Below are 14,697 nucleotides of genomic sequence, written 5' to 3'. Positions count from 1 at the left end.
CTCGGAAGTTCAGGACCGGATACCGAAGGGCAGGGTGAATCGCACATCGCCCTCGACGATGTCGCGCATATCGGGGATGCCGTTGCGGAACTGCAGAGTCCGCTCCAGCCCCATCCCGAAGGCGAAACCGCTGTACTCGTCGGGGTCGATACCGCTGGCGATCAGCACCTTCGGGTTGACCATGCCGCAGCCGCCCCATTCGACCCAGCCGGCGCCGCCCTTCTTGTCCGGGAACCACACATCGACCTCGGCCGAGGGTTCGGTGAACGGGAAGTAGTTGGGCCGGATCCGGGTGGTGGTGTCGGGTCCGAACAGCGCCCGCGCGAAAGCGTCCAGCGTGCCGCGTAGATGGGCCATGGTCAGGCCCTTGTCGATGGCCAGCCCCTCGACCTGGGAGAACACCGGTGTATGGGTGGCATCGAGTTCATCGGTGCGGAAGGTACGGCCCGGGCACACCACATAGATCGGCAAGTCGCGTTCCAGCATGGACCGCACCTGCACCGGGGAGGTGTGGGTGCGCAGCACCTGGCGCGAACCGGCCGGTGCGATATGGAAGGTGTCCTGCATGGTGCGCGCGGGGTGATCGGGCAGGAAGTTGAGCGCGTCGAAGTTGAAATGCTCGGTCTCGACCTCCGGTCCCTCGGCGATCTCCCAGCCCATTCCGACGAACACATCGGCAACCTGCTCGGAGATGACGGTGATCGGATGCCGGGCTCCCACCGGCCCCCGGTCGGCCGGGAGCGTGACATCGATCGCCTCGGCGACCAGCACCGCGGCATCACGTTCGGCGAGCAACACCCGCTGCCGCTCCTCGAACGCCTCCGATACCCGCGCCCGCGCCTTGTTCACCCGCTTACCGGCGTCGGCCTTCTCCGATCCGGGCAGCGATCCCAGCGACCGCTGGGCCAGCGCGATCGGCGACCGGCCGCCCATATGCTCGATTTTCGCGCCCGCGAGCGCGTCCAGATCGGCGGCGGCCGCGAAGTCCTTCTCGGCCGCCGCGGCCGCGGCGGCCAGGGCTTCTTCGGTGAGGGCGGATTCCTGCCCGCCGGTCGCTGCGCCTGCGTCGGTGTCGTCGGCCACGGTCTACTCGTCTCTCCCCTGGGCGTCGGTGAGCGGGCCCGGTCGGCTCCGGCGCCCGTATTGCTGCTGGTGGAATCGTATTCGATGGCCCCCACCGGGCTCACGCCGATATCCCCCGCCGCTCACTGCCCGGTACATCGACACCGTCAACCGGTAAAGTCCCCTCCGATGACGAACGCCTTGACCCGCACCGAGACGCTCGCCGGACGTGCCCGCCGGCAGGCGGCCTGGCTGCTGCCGCTCCTGGCGGTGGTCGTGACGTGGGTGTGTATGTCGCACCCGATCGATCCGTTCCGCGCCATCAGCGGCGAGTACATCGACCTCGAGGTCTATCGGCTCGGGGTCGAGGAGTGGCGGGCCGGCGGCGATCTCTACGGTCATCTCCCGGAGACGGCCGCCGATATCAGCCTCCCGTTCATCTACCCGCCGTTCGCCGCGCTGGCGCTCGGACTCTACGCACTGCTGCCGTGGGCCGCCTCGGTGGTCACCTACCTGGTGGTCTCCATCGGCGCGCTGGCGATGACTTTGTTCCTGGTGGCCCGGCAGGTCTGGCCGGGTCAGGACCAGCGCAGACTCGCCCTGGTGGTCACCGCGACCGCGACCCCGCTCGCGCTGCTGCTCGAGCCGGTCTGGTCCACCCTGGATTTCGGCCAGGTCAATCTGATCCTGATGGGTCTGGTCGCCGCCGACTGCCTGACCCGCAATCCGCGCTGGCCGCGCGGGATGCTGCTCGGTATCGCCGCGGCGATCAAACTGACCCCGGCGGCTTTCGTCCTGTATTTCCTGATCCGTAAGGACTACAAGGCCGCCGTGACGGCCGCGATCAGCGGTGCGATCGCCACGGCGATCGGTTTCGCGGTGATGCCCGACGAATCGGTGCGGTACTGGTTCGGCGGGTTCGGCAATGTCGGTGGATTGAGCGGGTCGGAGTTCCAGACCAACCAGTCCATTCAGGCCGTGCTGGCCCGCTTCGAGGTCACCGGCGCCCTGGCCACAGCGCTGTGGCTGCTCGCCGCCCTCGCGCTCGTGGCGGTGGCGGTGGCGGCCATCCGGCGGACCGGGGCACCCCCGATGATCGCGCTGGCGGTCAACGCGGTGGTAGCGCTGCTCGTTTCGCCCATCTCCTGGTCGCACCACTGGGTATGGGTGGCACCCGCGCTGCTGGCGATGATCGGCTACGCGACGACCCGGCCCTGGTCGCAGGCGCGCGGCTGGTATGCCGCGGCAGTTGCCACCGCGGTGGTCTTCGTGCTGGCCAAACACAGCGACCTGCCCGGTAACGACGGCCGGGAGCTGGACTGGTCGGCCTGGGACAAGGTGATCGGCAACGGCTACGTCTGGTTCAGCCTGCTGCTGGTCGTGCTGTACGCCACCGCGAGCCGGCGGCAGCGCACGCCCGGCCCGGCCGTTCCCGCCGGCGCCCCGGAATCGCTGGTCTCGGTCCGCGAACGCTGATCGGCGACGCGCCGGAGCGCGCCGCCGATCGATCCATCCGGTGCCGGTTCCCGCCCGCCGCGGCGGACGGTACTGGTCAGTTCACCGGTTCCCGCACGATCGTCCGACCCGGGAGCAGTGCGGCGGCCAGCGCCCCGGCTGCGACGATCCCCGCCCCGACCCAGACCGCCGGTACCAGCCCGTCGACATAGCTCTGCGGGTCCGTGTACGCGCCGTACGAGGCGAACACCGAGGCCAGGACCGCGATGCCCACCGCCACGCCGACCTCGCGCACCGTGTTGTTGGTGCCCGAGGCCACGGACCGATCGGCCTCCGGTACGGCCCCCATCACCACGGTCGCCAGCGGCGCGAAGGTCAGGCCCATCCCTACTCCCGCGAGCAGCAGCGGCGCCACGAACGTGCCGTAGCCGACGTCCACCGAGGTGATCGCGGCCATCCAGGCCAGCGCCACCGCGAGCAGTGCCTGCCCGGTGACCAGCAGGACCCGGGCCCCGACGCGGTCGATCACCAGGCCCGCGAGCGGGGCCACCACCATCGGCGCCATGGTCCACGGCATGGTCCGGATACCGGATTCGAGCGGGCTGTAACCCTGCACCACCTGGAAGAACTGGGCGAGTAGGAAGATCGACCCGAAAACGCCGATCGAGAAGGCGAAGGCCACCATATTGGCGACGCCGAAGGCCCGGATCCGGAAAAGCCGGGGCGCCAGCATGGGGGCCGCGGCCCGGTGCTCCCAGGCGATGAGCGCGCCCAGCAGGCCCGCGCCGCCGATCAGCGCGGTGAGCACCCCGCCCGAATTCCAGCCGTCGTCGGCGCCGTGCACGACGCCCCAGACGACCGCCGGCACGCCCGCCGAAGCCAGGATCAGTCCCACCGGGTCCAGGCGGCCGCCGCCGCCCCGCGATTCACGCAGTGCCCAGACCACCAGCGGCAGCACGAGGACGCCGATGGGCACATTGACCCAGAAGATCCACTGCCAGCTCAATCCGTCGACCACGGCACCGCCGAGCAGCGGGCCCACGGCCACGCCGAGCCCGGCGATACCGCCCCAGATCCCGATGGCCGCGCTGCGCAGCCGCTCCGGTACCGCGTCGGAGAGCAGGGTCAGCGACAGCGGCATCACCGCGGCGCCGCCGAAGCCCTGCACCACCCGCGCGGCGACCAGCATCGCCGGATCGGTGGCGAGCGCGCAGGCCGCCGAGGCGGCGGTGAACACCGCGATACCCGCCAAAAACACGCGGCGACGGCCCAGCCGGTCGCCGAGGGCGGAGGCGGTGAGCAGCAGGGCGGCGAACGACAGGGTGTAGGCGTTGACGAACCACTGGAGGTCGCCGAGCGAGGCGTTCAGTTCGGCGCGGATCACCGGGAGCGCGTTGGTGACCACCAGATTGTCCAACGTGACCATGAACATCGGAATACCGACCGCGGCGAGCACGGCGGCGAGCGGTCGCCGCCCGGGGTCGGCCGTCGGCGTGACCCTCGGGGCCGCGAGTGGTGTCGTAGCTGGTGAACTCAGGATCTCGGTCATGTCCAGTCCTTGTTGTAATCGACTGATAACTAATTTGTTCATGACGGTATGCATCGACTGATAACATGTCAAGAGCGCACGAAACGACGAGGAGGACCATGCCGGAATCGACGAGCCGGACCAGGATGACCGCCGGTGAACGGGGGGCTCAAGTACTGACCGCGGCGGTCGAGGCCTTCGCGGAATCCGGCTACGCGGCCACCCGGACCGACGAGATCGCCCGCCGGGCCGGTGTCTCCCAGCCGTACGTCATCCGCCTCTTCGGCTCCAAACAGCGCCTGTTCCTCGCTGCCGTCGCCCAGGTCTGCGATCGCATCGAGGAGGTCTTCTCCGAGGCCGCCGCGGGGGCCGGACCGGACACCGCCTTGGACGCGCTGCCGGAGGCCTACGAGCGCTTCCTCGCCGAGCGCACCCTGCTGCAGGTGCTACTGCACGCCTTCGCGGCGGCCGGCGATCCCGAGATCGGCCCGGTCGTCCGCGACCGGTACGGCCGCATCTACCGGCTCGTCCGGGAACTCACCGGCGCCTCGATCGCCGACACCCGGCGATTCCTCTCGACCGGCATGTTGCTCACCGTGATGGCCGCGCTGCGCGTCACCGGCCCGGAGGCCATCGCTGCCGACTGGGCCCAGGACATCCTCACCGATCTGTACGAGCACGGAACGTAAATCCGCGCCGCTCCGGACCGGGACCGCTCGCCTCGGCCGACGCCGTGGTCAGCCGCAGCCGAAGCGGGTCCGCGAGTTCGCGTAGAGGCAGATCGCGGCGGCCGTGGCCAGGTTCAGGCTTTCGGCCCGCCCCCGGATCGGGATCCGGATACGGTGCCCGGCCCGGTGCGCGACCTCCGGGTCCAGGCCGTGGGCCTCGTTACCGAACAACCAGGCAACCGGCCGGGTGAACAGTTCGCCGGCGTCTTCGAGATCGACTTCGCCGGCGGCGGTGGTCGCCACGGTGGTGATGCCCGCGGCCTCGATACGGTCCAGCACCGCGGCGGTATCGCGGGCGCGCACGATCGGGACGTGGAAGAGGCTGCCCGCGCAGGAGCGTACGCATTTTCCGTTGTGCGGATCCACGCTGTCACCGGCCAGCACCACGGCGTCCACGCCGACCGCGTCGGCCACCCGGATCAGGGTGCCCGCATTGCCCGGATCGGCAATCGCCACCGGCACCGCCAGTATTCGCGGAACACTCACCCCGGAATCCGTGGACAGAATCCGGTCCAGCGGCACATCGACCAGATCACAGACGGCCACCAGGCCGGGCGGTGTGACCGTCTCCCCCAGTGCCTGCGCGGCCCGGTCGGAGACCAGCGTGGTGCGCACACCGTCGGCCTCGGCTCCGGCGATCAGCGCATGTTCCCGAGTGGCGCCCTCGGCGGAGTAGAAGAGTTCGCGGACCCGGCCGGCCGCGAGGGCGGCGCCGACCGAATTCGCGCCCTCGGCCAGAAATCTGCCGGCCCGCTTGCGCGCAACGCCACGATGGAGTTTGACGGCGGCGACCACGCGGGGATTCCGCACGTCGATGGGTTCATATCGGTCGGGCACCAGGAGATCGTAAAGGGTGCCGGCGCCCGCATCGGCGGGCCGCCACCGCCGTGCGCTCGGTGACAAACCTCCCGCATGCCTCTATTTTAGAGGCATGCGAACCACTTCACCCGTACTCACGGCATGGCGGACCGGCGGAACCGACGTTCTGGCGGCAGCCGTCGCCGACGCTGTGGTGTTCTCCAGCCCGGTGACCGACTATCGCGGTCGAGACGCGGCGTTGCACATACTCACAATGATCGGCGAGGTCATCGAAAACCCCACCCTGATCGAACAGCAGGAGGGCGATACCACCACGTTCAGCCGCTTCACCGCATCCATCGGCGGCGACGAGCTCCACGGCCTCCTCCACGAAGAGCGCGATTCGACCGGTCGGCTCGTCCACATCACGCTGTTCCTCCGGCCGTTGGCGGTTCTACGCACGGCGATTGCCGCGATGCGAACCCGGCTCGAGCGCTCACCGCTGCCCGTGCGGCCCGAATGAAAACCGAATCCGTGTCCTCGATCCCCGAACCCGGAAGGCCGGTCCGCGGATCGTCCACCGGCCGGCCGGTCATGGCCCTACTGGATCTGATCGGCCGGCGCTGGGCGCTGCGCGTGCTGTGGGAACTGCACTCGGCCGCGCACCCCGTGACCTTCCGTGATCTGCGGGCACGGTGCGACAACATGTCCTCCAGCCTGTTGACCCGCCGACTGCACGAACTCACCGAATCCCGTCTCGTCGAACGAGTCGATGCGGGGTACACACTCACCGAGCCCGGAAACCGGCTCCTCGGCCATCTCCGGCCGATCTCGGCCTGGGCCGACGGCTGGGCCGCGGAACTCGGCGTCGAACTTTCCGGAGAAGACTAGGAGAAGGTCTCCAGGAATTCGCGTACGAAGCACAGCGGGCAGATCGGATCGAACGGTGCCGTCGTCGCCTCGATCCGCTCGGTGGGCTGGGCGGGCCGCACCGCGATCCCCGCTGCGGCAGCCGAGGCCGGTGGCAGGCCGAATACCAGCGAAACTACACCCGCGGCAACAATATTCAGCACCCTGCGGTTCATGATCACTCCTCGGCCTCATCGTTGCGAGCAGTCACAGTACCAACCCGGTCGCACCCGCGCCCCGGATTCGGGACCTCGGGCGCGACCAGGCAGGTGACACGTGAGGGTTGGGTCAGGCGAACTGGGAGACCCCGTCGAATTCGGCGAGCGGTGCGGGACCGGTGACCTCGTATTCGAGCAGGAGCAGGCCGCTGGGCGTCGCCTCGTGGCGGGTCAGGCGCAGACCCGTGGCCGGCCCGGCGCCGGCCAGCAGCCGCCGGCCCGTCCGCAACACGGTGGGCGCGACGGTCAACCGGACGGTATCGACCAGTCCGGCGGCGAGCAGGGCGTCACCCAACCGGGAGCTGCCGTGGATCTGCAGTTCACGACCGGGCCGGCGCAACAGTTCGGCGACCGTGACGACCGGATCCCCCGGCAGCACGGTGGTCGGGTCCCACTCTCCCTCGGTCAGGATGCTGGAGACCACGTATTTCGGCAGGGTGTTCATCCGCTTCGCGAACGGGTCGCCGGGGTCGGTGATCGCGGGCCAGTCGCGCGCGAAGGCTTCATAGGTCCGGCGGCCGAACAGTAGTCCGTCGGCGGCGTCGAGCCATTCGGAGGTCCGCCGCACGAAGACCTCGTCCAGGTACGGAACCAGCCAGCCGCCGCGGTCGAAACCGTCGCTGGTGTCCTCGGTCGGCGAGCCCGGCCCTTGCGCGACTCCGTCGAGGGTGAGGAATTCGGTGAGCACGAGTTTCATGCCCGCACCTCGCTCTCGACGAGCGCGGCGAGCTGATCGGTGACCGTGCCCCACCCGTGCGCGAAACCGAGCTCCTCGTGCCGGGCCCGCGCGGCCGGATCGCCGTGCCGGACCAGGACGTGGTAGTCGGTACCGTCCGGGTGGTCACGCAGAGTGATCTCCGCGGTCATCACGATCTCCCCGGCGGCCGGCCGCCAGCCGCTGTCGAGCGCGGTGGTGAAGACCAGGCGTTCCCGCTCGTCGGCCAGGAGGAAGCAGGCGTCCAGGTGCGGGACGAAGTCGCCGCCATCCGCGCTCATCGTGGTCACGAAGGCGCCGCCCGGTCGGACCTCCAGCCGTTCGACCCGGCAGCGGGCCGGGGCGGGCAGCCACCAGCGGGCGAGGCTGCCGGCGTCGGTCCAGGCGTTCCACACACTGCGGCGCGGGGCGCGGATCACCCGGTGCAGGGACAGGTCGAGATCAGGATTCATCAGTGGGCTCCTCGGTTGTCAGCAGGAAGTGTTCGAGTCGGTCCGTGCGGTCTTCCCAGACGCGCCGCTGTTCGGCCAGCCAGCCGTCGATCAGTGCGAACCGGTCGCGATCGAGCTCGCACCGGCGCACCCGCCCGGTTTTGACCGTCCGGATCAGCCCGCTGTCCTCCAGCACGCGCAGGTGCTTCATGAACGACGGCAGAGTGATCGGCAGATCCCGGGCCAGTTCGCCGACGCTGGCCGGACCGGCGCCGAGTCGCTGGACAACCCGCCGCCGGGAAGGGTCCGACAGGGCGGCGAACACACCGTCCAGCGACTCCGAATACTTTGCCATATGGCTAAGTAATAGCGGACATCCCCGCCCACCGCAAGTCCGGCCACGCCACCGAAGTGCGGGCATCACCTTTCTGAACCGGGCGCCACCGCACCCGACCTGCGGCCCCCGGAAAACACAGAAGACCCCCTCCCGAGGGAGGGGGTCTTCTGCACATCGGGCCGGACAGTGGTCCGAACCCGGAACGACGACTCAGGCAGCCGGGGCGTTGACATCCTCGGGCAGCGCGGCCTTGGCGACGGCGACCAGACCGGCGAACGCCTCGGCATCGGAGACGGCCAGCTCGGCGAGGTTCTTGCGGTCGACCTCCACACCGGCGGCCTTCAGGCCCTGCACGAAACGGTTATAGGTGATGTCGTTGGCGCGGGCCGCGGCGTTGATCCGGGCGATCCACAGCTTGCGGAAATCACCCTTGCGGGCCCGGCGGTCCCGGTAGGCGTAGGTGAGCGAGTGCAGCTGCTGTTCCTTGGCCTTGCGGTACAGGCGCGAGCGCTGCCCGCGATAGCCCTTGGAGGCCTCGAGGATGGAACGGCGCTTCTTCTGAGCGTTGACGGCCCTCTTGACGCGTGCCACTGGTCAGTCCTAATCGATCTTGGGGGTGCCCGGTCGAGCGCACCCGAGTGGGTCGGTTCTTCGGCGTCCGGTCGCGGATGCGGTACCGGACGGTATCGGTCCCGGGAAGGGGATCAGATACCCAGCAGCTTCTTCACACGGCGGACGTCGGACGCGGCGACCGACTCCGTGCCGTCCAGACGACGAGTCCGGCGGGTGGGCTTGTGCTCGAGCAGGTGCCGGCGGTTGGCCTGCTGACGGCGCAGCTTGCCCTTACCGGTCACCTTGAAACGCTTCGAAGCGCCGCTGTGGCTCTTCATCTTCGGCATGGCAACCTCAATCTGTGTCGTGCCCGCGCAGGGGCGGACCAGGTGTACTGATCAGCGTTATTGCGGGCTCGACGCAATACCGCTGCGGCGTTCGCCGCGATATGTGCGGCGGAGCGCCGCAGTGTGCACGGCAGAAGCCGTTGTTATTGCGCGACCGGCCGACCGGCATTCGGCGCCGCGCTGCCGGGCTGCGACCGGACCGAATCCTCGGCGGCCTTGGCCCGCGTCTTCGCGCCCTTGTGCGGGGCGAGGACCATCGTCATGTTGCGACCGTCCTGCTTGGCCGAGGTCTCGACGAAACCCAATTCCGCCACGTCGGAGGCCAGCCGTTGCAACAGCCGGAAACCGAGTTCGGGCCGGGACTGTTCGCGCCCCCGGAACATGATGGTGACCTTGACCTTGGACCCCGCCTCGAGGAAGCGCACCACATTGCGCTTCTTGGTCTCGTAGTCGTGATCGTCGATCTTGGGCCGCAGCTTCTGTTCCTTGATCACGGTCTGGACCTGGTTCTTCCGGGACTCGCGCGCCTTCTGCGCGGTCTCGTACTTGAACTTGCCGTAATCCATGATCTTGCAAACCGGCGGACGTGCGTCCGGCGCGACCTCTACGAGGTCGAGGTCTGCTTCCAGGGCGACGCGTAGTGCATCTTCAACACGCACGATCCCAACCTGTTCACCGCCGGGTCCGATGAGCCGAACCTCGGGAACACGGATGCGATCGTTGATGCGGGTCTCAGTGCTGATGGGGCCTCCTAGGTCTAGCGGTGTCGTCCGACGACCGCTCGCAATGAACCCCTTGTTCAACACGAAGGCCCCGGTGCGGTATTTCACCGCCACGAGGCCCGATGTCGACCGGTCCACGCAGGTCGTACACGCCTGCGCGGCGATCACGCCGGAGCGGGATCGCGGACCCACCCGGGAAGGGCGGGCGACCGGACCGTTTGACCAGGCGATCACTCGCCGGCAACGGTGGGAGTCGGGCTCCACTTGTCTGCCCCGGACAGGACCGGGGCGGTCGTCGCCGAAAAGTCTAACAGTCCGGGTTCCGATCCGGCGAATCGCGCCCCCGGACCCCGGCCGTAAACCGCTTGCCCCGCCGCCGGCACTGTGCCAGGCTCGACGCCCGTGAGCAGCCGACGTGACCTACTGCGCTGGCAATTCGACCTGGTCTGGTCGCTGTCCCAGCTGCATTTCGAGGCCCTGACCGACGACGATACGCACTGGACGCCCGCCGCGGTGAGCTGGACGGTGCACCGCGGTGCCGACGGCCGCTGGCGCCCGGATTTCGCGGAGACCGAACCCGACCCCGTACCGGTGCCGACCATCGGCTGGCTCACCTGGCATATCGACTGGTGGTGGAGTTCGGCCGTCGCGCACGCCGAAGGCAGGCCGGTACCCGAGCGCACCGAGGTGTACTGGGCGGGCGATATCGCCGCGGCCCTCGCCCGGCTGCATACCCTGCGCGAGCATTGGCTCGCGGTGCTCGACCGCGCCGGCGAGGCGGAACTCGACGCCGCCACCTCCTACCCCTGGCCCGCGGAGGCCGGACTGACCGTCGCGCATCTGGCCGCATGGGTCGATGCCGAACTGATGAAGAACGTGACCGAGATCGGCCAGTTGCGCATGCTGCGCGCTGCCGGACCGGGGCGCTGACCCCCGTCGGCGGTTCTCTAGCCTGGGATCATGACCGAACAGCCCGAAGGCGATGTGCGCGAACTGGCCGAAATCCCCGCCGTGGAGGTGATCAGCCGTGCCGCCGTGATGCTGATGAGCTCGGCGGCGGAAAAGCTCGGGCTCGGCGACGACGATCCGGACAACAGCCCGCGCCGCGATATGGACGAAGCCCGGCGGGTGATCACCGCGCTGGCCGGACTCATCACCGCCTCGGTGGAATACCTCGGTCCGCACGCGGGACCGTTGCGGGAGGGGCTGCAGTCACTGCAGAAGGCGTTCCGGGAGAGTTCGGCCGTACCCGACGCACCCGGCGCCGGCCCGGGTGAGAAGTACACCGGTCCCGTCTACTGACCTCCACGGGTGCTTCGGCCCCGACCGATGGACGGGCGGCGGCGCCCCCGGGTACCGCCGCTCGCCGGGCCGATTCCTGCCGACCGCGGTACCGAGTACCTTCCGGCTGCCCGATAGGACCGGCGGCCACCGGCACGACCGAGCGTTACGGTCTCCGCACTCGGGCCCCTGCCACCGGCCCGGCTCCGGACCGGCAGTGCGTACCTCGAACTCGCCTGGTTCGGCACCCGTAACCGGCGTCTCGCCGGTCCCGCCGAATCGGCGCGACCGGCCTCCGGCGTGGGCAGCAGTCGCCGGCGTCGAGAGATCGGGCCCGGCGGCAGCCGGGCCGCCCGGCGCCGAGCCGGACGTGCCCGGCCCCTCCCTCAGCGCAGGGCAGCGGCCTTGCGGGCGAGACGTTTCGCCTTCTGTGGGTCCGGTGCCGCCGCGGTGGCTTCCGCTGGACCGGCGGTCTTCTTTTTCGCCGGTGCCGCGGCCTTGCGGGCCGCCGAGGCGGACTTCTTCGCCGCGGCCTTACCCGGGGCCGCGGGTGCCGGTGCGGCCGGCTCGGCCAGGATTTCGTTCAGGAACTGGCCGGTGTAGCTGTCCGGGTTGGCCGCGATGTCCTCGGGTGTCCCGTCACCGACCACCGTGCCGCCGCCCGAACCGCCCTCGGGACCCATATCGATCACCCAGTCCGCGGTCTTGATCACGTCGAGGTTGTGCTCGATGACGATCACCGTGTTGCCCTTGTCCACCAGGCCGTTGATCACCGCGAGCAGTTTGCGGATATCCTCGAAGTGCAGGCCGGTGGTGGGTTCGTCGAGAATGTAGACCGTCCGCCCGTTGGAGCGTTTTTGCAGTTCGGCGGCCAGTTTCACGCGCTGCGCCTCACCACCGGACAGCGTCGTCGCGCTCTGCCCGAGCCGCACATATCCCAGCCCCACATCGACCAGGGTCGATAGGTAACGGTGGATGGAGGTGACCGGTTCGAAGAACTCGGCGGCCTCCTCGATGGGCATATCGAGGACCTCGGCGATGGTCTTGCCCTTGTAGTGCACCTCGAGGGTTTCCCGGTTGTAGCGGGCGCCGTGGCAGACCTCGCACGGCACGTATACATCCGGCAGGAAGTTCATCTCGATCTTGAGCGTGCCGTCGCCGGAGCAGGCTTCGCACCGACCGCCCTTCACATTGAACGAGAACCGGCCCGGCTGGTATCCGCGCACCTTGGCCTCGGTGGTGGAGGCGAACAGGCTGCGGATCTTGTCGAACACCCCGGTGTAAGTGGCCGGATTGGACCGCGGCGTACGCCCGATGGGCGACTGGTCCACCCGCACCAGCTTGTCCAGCTGATCGAGACCGTTGACCCGGGTGTGCCGGCCCGGTACCTGTCGGGCGCCGTTCAGCTTGTTGGCCATCACGGTCGCCAGGATGTCGTTGACCAGGGTGGACTTACCGGACCCGGAAACGCCGGTGACCGCGGTGAGCACGCCCAGCGGGAAGGCCACATCGATACCCCGGAGATTGTTCTCGGTCGCCCCGACCACGGTGACCCGCCGCTTCTTGTTCACCGGGCGCCGCACCAGCGGGATCTCGATCCGTTCCCGGCCCGACAGATAGGCCCCGGTCAGCGAGTTCTCGTCGGTGAGCAGGTCGGCGTAGGTGCCGCTGTGCACCACCCGGCCGCCGTGTTCGCCGGCGAGCGGACCGATATCGACCACCCAGTCCGAGGCCCGGATGGTGTCCTCGTCGTGCTCGACCACGATCAGCGTGTTGCCGAGGTTCTTCAATCGGGTCAGCGTTTCGATGAGGCGCCGATTATCGCGCTGGTGCAGGCCGATGGACGGCTCGTCCAACACGTAGAGCACCCCGACCAGGCCGGACCCGATCTGGGTTGCCAGCCGGATGCGCTGCGCCTCACCACCGGAGAGGGTGGCCGCGGCCCGGGACAGGGTCAGATAGTCCAGACCGACATCGAGCAGGAAGCCCAGCCGCGCCTGCACCTCTTTGAGCACCTGCCCGGCAATGGCCGCCTGCCGTTCGCCCAGGGTCAGCGCGTTCAGGAACTGTGAGCAGTCGCGGATGGACAGTTCGCTGACCTCGGCGATCGACTTCCGCTCCGAATCCGCCGTGAGGGTGACCGCCAGGATCTCCGGCCGCAATCGCGCGCCGTTGCAGACCGGGCACGGCACATCGCGCATATAGCCCTCGTAGTGCTCCTTCATCTGCTCGGACTCGGTGGAGTCCAGCCGTCGCTGCAGGAACGGCATGACCCCTTCGAAATCTGCGTAGTAGGAGCGTTTGCGGCCGTAGCGGTTGGTGTAGACGATGTGCACCTGGTCGGAACTGCCCTCGAGGACCGCCTTACGCGCCCGCGGCGGCAGGTCCCGCCAGGGGGTGTCCAGGTCGAAACCCTGCGCCGCCGCCAGCCCGGACAGCAGTCGCAGGAAGTATTCGGCGCTCTGCCCGCGCGACCACGGCGCGATGGCCCCGTCGGCCAGGCTCAGCTCCGGATCGGGCACCACCAGTTCCGGATCGACCTCCTTGCGGATACCCAGACCGGTGCAGTCGGGGCAGGCGCCGTAGGGCGAGTTGAAGGAGAACGAACGTGGCTCGAGGTCCTCGATATCGAGGGGATGGCCGTTGGGACACGCCAGTTTCTCGGAGAAGCGGCGCTCCCGGTCGTGTGCGTGCTCGTCCCGATCCACGAAATCGAGCACCACGATGCCATCGGCGAGACGCAGCGCCGTTTCGATGGAATCGGTGAGTCGCTGTTTGGCGGTCGGTTTCACGGCGAGGCGGTCCACCACCACCTCGACATCGTGCTTCTCCTGCTTCTTGAGCTTCGGCGGATCGGTGAGCGGATATACCACCCCGTCCACCCGGACCCGGGCGTATCCCTGCGCGTGCAGCTGGTCGAAGAGGTCGACGAACTCACCCTTACGGGTGCGCACCACCGGCGCCAGCACCTGGAACCGGACGCCCGTTTCCATGGCCAGGACCTGGTCGACGATCTGCTGCGGGGTCTGTTTGGCGATCAGCTCCGAGCACACCGGGCAGTGCGGGACACCGGCGCGGGCGTACAGCAGCCGCAGATAGTCGTGGACCTCGGTGATGGTGCCGACCGTGGACCGGGGGTTGCGGTTGGTGGATTTCTGGTCGATCGAGACGGCGGGTGAGAGCCCCTCGATGAAGTCCACATCGGGTTTGTCCATCTGGCCGAGGAACTGCCGGGCGTAGGCCGACAACGATTCCACGTAGCGGCGCTGCCCCTCCGCGAAAATCGTGTCGAACGCCAGGCTGGATTTACCCGACCCGGACAAACCGGTGAAGACGATGAGACTGTCGCGGGGCAGATCGAGGTCGACTCCCTTGAGGTTGTGCTCCCGTGCTCCGCGCACAGTCAGGCGTTCCGCCACCAGGTCGGTCCCTTCTCGTCATCGTTCGTCGTCGCTAGTGCCGCCGCGCCCGTCGCAGCGTGTGGGTCATACCGTGGCCGCGACAGCACGGTGAACGGCCCGATCCGCCCGGCCGGTATCCGCGGCCCGGGCCACACGGCGGGCCCGCGGTGATGGTAGGACCGACCACCGACAAGTTTCGCCGGACGGCCGGTC

Annotated in this window: 17 protein-coding genes; 6 read left to right on the top strand and 11 right to left on the bottom strand. The window is 68.8% G+C overall.

What is annotated here, in order from left to right:
- Nucleotides 1-9: 9 nt before the first annotated feature.
- Nucleotides 10-1,083 carry a phenylalanine--tRNA ligase subunit alpha gene (pheS, locus tag AB0H42_RS29260; protein ID WP_357061907.1) on the bottom strand — a complete coding sequence of 358 codons (1,074 nt, stop codon included), beginning with the start codon at nucleotides 1,081-1,083 and terminating at the stop codon, nucleotides 10-12.
- A 168-nt stretch (nucleotides 1,084-1,251) separates the two neighbouring features.
- Between pheS and AB0H42_RS29255 the strand changes: the two genes are divergently transcribed.
- Nucleotides 1,252-2,538, top strand: a complete 1,287-nt coding sequence (locus tag AB0H42_RS29255; RefSeq protein ID WP_357061904.1) for a glycosyltransferase 87 family protein — start codon at nucleotides 1,252-1,254, stop codon at nucleotides 2,536-2,538.
- Nucleotides 2,539-2,614: 76 nt separating this feature from the next.
- On the opposite strand, the gene AB0H42_RS29250 is transcribed toward AB0H42_RS29255, so the two are convergent.
- A complete protein-coding gene (locus AB0H42_RS29250; protein ID WP_357061901.1) occupies nucleotides 2,615-4,066 on the bottom strand; it encodes a DHA2 family efflux MFS transporter permease subunit in 1,452 nt (483 codons plus the stop codon).
- Between the two features lie 98 nt (nucleotides 4,067-4,164).
- On the opposite strand from AB0H42_RS29250, the gene AB0H42_RS29245 reads away from it, so the two are divergent.
- On the top strand, nucleotides 4,165-4,734 hold the full coding sequence (locus AB0H42_RS29245; protein ID WP_357061898.1) for a helix-turn-helix domain-containing protein: 570 nt from the start codon (nucleotides 4,165-4,167) through the stop codon (nucleotides 4,732-4,734).
- 48 nt (nucleotides 4,735-4,782) lie between these two features.
- On the opposite strand, the gene AB0H42_RS29240 is transcribed toward AB0H42_RS29245, so the two are convergent.
- Nucleotides 4,783-5,610 carry an RNA methyltransferase gene (locus tag AB0H42_RS29240; protein WP_357061895.1) on the bottom strand — a complete coding sequence of 276 codons (828 nt, stop codon included), beginning with the start codon at nucleotides 5,608-5,610 and terminating at the stop codon, nucleotides 4,783-4,785.
- Between the two features lie 190 nt (nucleotides 5,611-5,800).
- Here AB0H42_RS29240 and AB0H42_RS29235 point away from each other — a divergent pair, with 190 nt between their 5' ends.
- Both AB0H42_RS29235 and AB0H42_RS29230 read left to right on the top strand, forming a co-directional pair.
- Nucleotides 5,801-6,094 carry a hypothetical protein gene (locus AB0H42_RS29235; protein WP_357061892.1) on the top strand — a complete coding sequence of 98 codons (294 nt, stop codon included), beginning with the start codon at nucleotides 5,801-5,803 and terminating at the stop codon, nucleotides 6,092-6,094.
- Complete coding sequence (locus AB0H42_RS29230; protein WP_357061889.1) at nucleotides 6,091-6,462, top strand: helix-turn-helix domain-containing protein; 372 nt, start codon at nucleotides 6,091-6,093, stop codon at nucleotides 6,460-6,462. The genes AB0H42_RS29235 and AB0H42_RS29230 overlap by 4 nt, the downstream gene beginning before the upstream one ends.
- On the opposite strand, the gene AB0H42_RS29225 is transcribed toward AB0H42_RS29230, so the two are convergent.
- The 7 genes from AB0H42_RS29225 to infC form a co-directional block, all read right to left on the bottom strand.
- The gene (locus tag AB0H42_RS29225) at nucleotides 6,459-6,656 is read right to left on the bottom strand and encodes a hypothetical protein (protein ID WP_357061886.1); all 198 of its coding nucleotides are present in this window, start codon (nucleotides 6,654-6,656) and stop codon (nucleotides 6,459-6,461) included. The genes AB0H42_RS29230 and AB0H42_RS29225 overlap by 4 nt on opposite strands.
- A gap of 112 nt (nucleotides 6,657-6,768) precedes the next feature.
- Nucleotides 6,769-7,395, bottom strand: a complete 627-nt coding sequence (locus AB0H42_RS29220) for a dihydrofolate reductase family protein (RefSeq protein WP_265806996.1) — start codon at nucleotides 7,393-7,395, stop codon at nucleotides 6,769-6,771.
- Nucleotides 7,392-7,865, bottom strand: a complete 474-nt coding sequence (locus AB0H42_RS29215; protein WP_357061882.1) for an SRPBCC domain-containing protein — start codon at nucleotides 7,863-7,865, stop codon at nucleotides 7,392-7,394. The genes AB0H42_RS29220 and AB0H42_RS29215 overlap by 4 nt, the downstream gene beginning before the upstream one ends.
- Complete coding sequence (locus AB0H42_RS29210) at nucleotides 7,855-8,199, bottom strand: metalloregulator ArsR/SmtB family transcription factor (protein ID WP_265806994.1); 345 nt, start codon at nucleotides 8,197-8,199, stop codon at nucleotides 7,855-7,857. Before AB0H42_RS29210 ends, AB0H42_RS29215 begins: the two co-directional genes overlap by 11 nt.
- A 192-nt stretch (nucleotides 8,200-8,391) precedes the next feature.
- Nucleotides 8,392-8,772: a 50S ribosomal protein L20 gene (gene rplT / locus AB0H42_RS29205; RefSeq protein ID WP_030523708.1), complete on the bottom strand. Its 381-nt coding sequence runs from the start codon at nucleotides 8,770-8,772 to the stop codon at nucleotides 8,392-8,394.
- Between the two features lie 113 nt (nucleotides 8,773-8,885).
- A complete protein-coding gene (gene rpmI / locus AB0H42_RS29200; protein ID WP_030523709.1) occupies nucleotides 8,886-9,080 on the bottom strand; it encodes a 50S ribosomal protein L35 in 195 nt (64 codons plus the stop codon).
- A 143-nt stretch (nucleotides 9,081-9,223) separates the two neighbouring features.
- On the bottom strand, nucleotides 9,224-9,868 hold the full coding sequence (gene infC, locus AB0H42_RS29195) for a translation initiation factor IF-3 (protein ID WP_030523710.1): 645 nt from the start codon (nucleotides 9,866-9,868) through the stop codon (nucleotides 9,224-9,226).
- Between the two features lie 336 nt (nucleotides 9,869-10,204).
- On the opposite strand from infC, the gene AB0H42_RS29190 reads away from it, so the two are divergent.
- Nucleotides 10,205-10,732, top strand: a complete 528-nt coding sequence (locus tag AB0H42_RS29190; RefSeq protein ID WP_357061879.1) for a DinB family protein — start codon at nucleotides 10,205-10,207, stop codon at nucleotides 10,730-10,732.
- Nucleotides 10,733-10,762: 30 nt separating this feature from the next.
- Nucleotides 10,763-11,104 carry a DUF1844 domain-containing protein gene (locus tag AB0H42_RS29185; protein WP_030523712.1) on the top strand — a complete coding sequence of 114 codons (342 nt, stop codon included), beginning with the start codon at nucleotides 10,763-10,765 and terminating at the stop codon, nucleotides 11,102-11,104.
- A gap of 365 nt (nucleotides 11,105-11,469) precedes the next feature.
- Here the strand turns inward: AB0H42_RS29185 and uvrA are convergent, their stop codons facing one another.
- Entirely contained in the window at nucleotides 11,470-14,502 is a 3,033-nt protein-coding gene (gene uvrA, locus AB0H42_RS29180) for an excinuclease ABC subunit UvrA (RefSeq protein ID WP_357061876.1), read from the bottom strand.
- Between the last annotated feature and the right edge of the window lie 195 nt (nucleotides 14,503-14,697).

This window comes from Nocardia sp. NPDC050799 (assembly GCF_040654015.1).
Taxonomy (GTDB): domain Bacteria; phylum Actinomycetota; class Actinomycetes; order Mycobacteriales; family Mycobacteriaceae; genus Nocardia.
Note: the sequence above shows the minus strand (reverse complement) of the source record. Positions and strands in the feature narration are given on the sequence as shown.

Coding starts and splice junctions, on each gene's coding strand:
- AB0H42_RS29255 (WP_357061904.1), top strand. CDS start 1,252: ATGACGAACGCCTTGACCCGCACCGAGACGCTCGCCGGACGTGCCCGC.
- AB0H42_RS29250 (WP_357061901.1), bottom strand. CDS start 4,066: ATGACCGAGATCCTGAGTTCACCAGCTACGACACCACTCGCGGCCCCG.
- AB0H42_RS29245 (WP_357061898.1), top strand. CDS start 4,165: ATGCCGGAATCGACGAGCCGGACCAGGATGACCGCCGGTGAACGGGGG.
- AB0H42_RS29230 (WP_357061889.1), top strand. CDS start 6,091: ATGAAAACCGAATCCGTGTCCTCGATCCCCGAACCCGGAAGGCCGGTC.
- AB0H42_RS29225 (WP_357061886.1), bottom strand. CDS start 6,656: ATGAACCGCAGGGTGCTGAATATTGTTGCCGCGGGTGTAGTTTCGCTG.
- AB0H42_RS29220 (WP_265806996.1), bottom strand. CDS start 7,395: ATGAAACTCGTGCTCACCGAATTCCTCACCCTCGACGGAGTCGCGCAA.
- AB0H42_RS29215 (WP_357061882.1), bottom strand. CDS start 7,865: ATGAATCCTGATCTCGACCTGTCCCTGCACCGGGTGATCCGCGCCCCG.
- AB0H42_RS29210 (WP_265806994.1), bottom strand. CDS start 8,199: ATGGCAAAGTATTCGGAGTCGCTGGACGGTGTGTTCGCCGCCCTGTCG.
- rpmI (WP_030523709.1), bottom strand. CDS start 9,080: ATGCCGAAGATGAAGAGCCACAGCGGCGCTTCGAAGCGTTTCAAGGTG.
- AB0H42_RS29185 (WP_030523712.1), top strand. CDS start 10,763: ATGACCGAACAGCCCGAAGGCGATGTGCGCGAACTGGCCGAAATCCCC.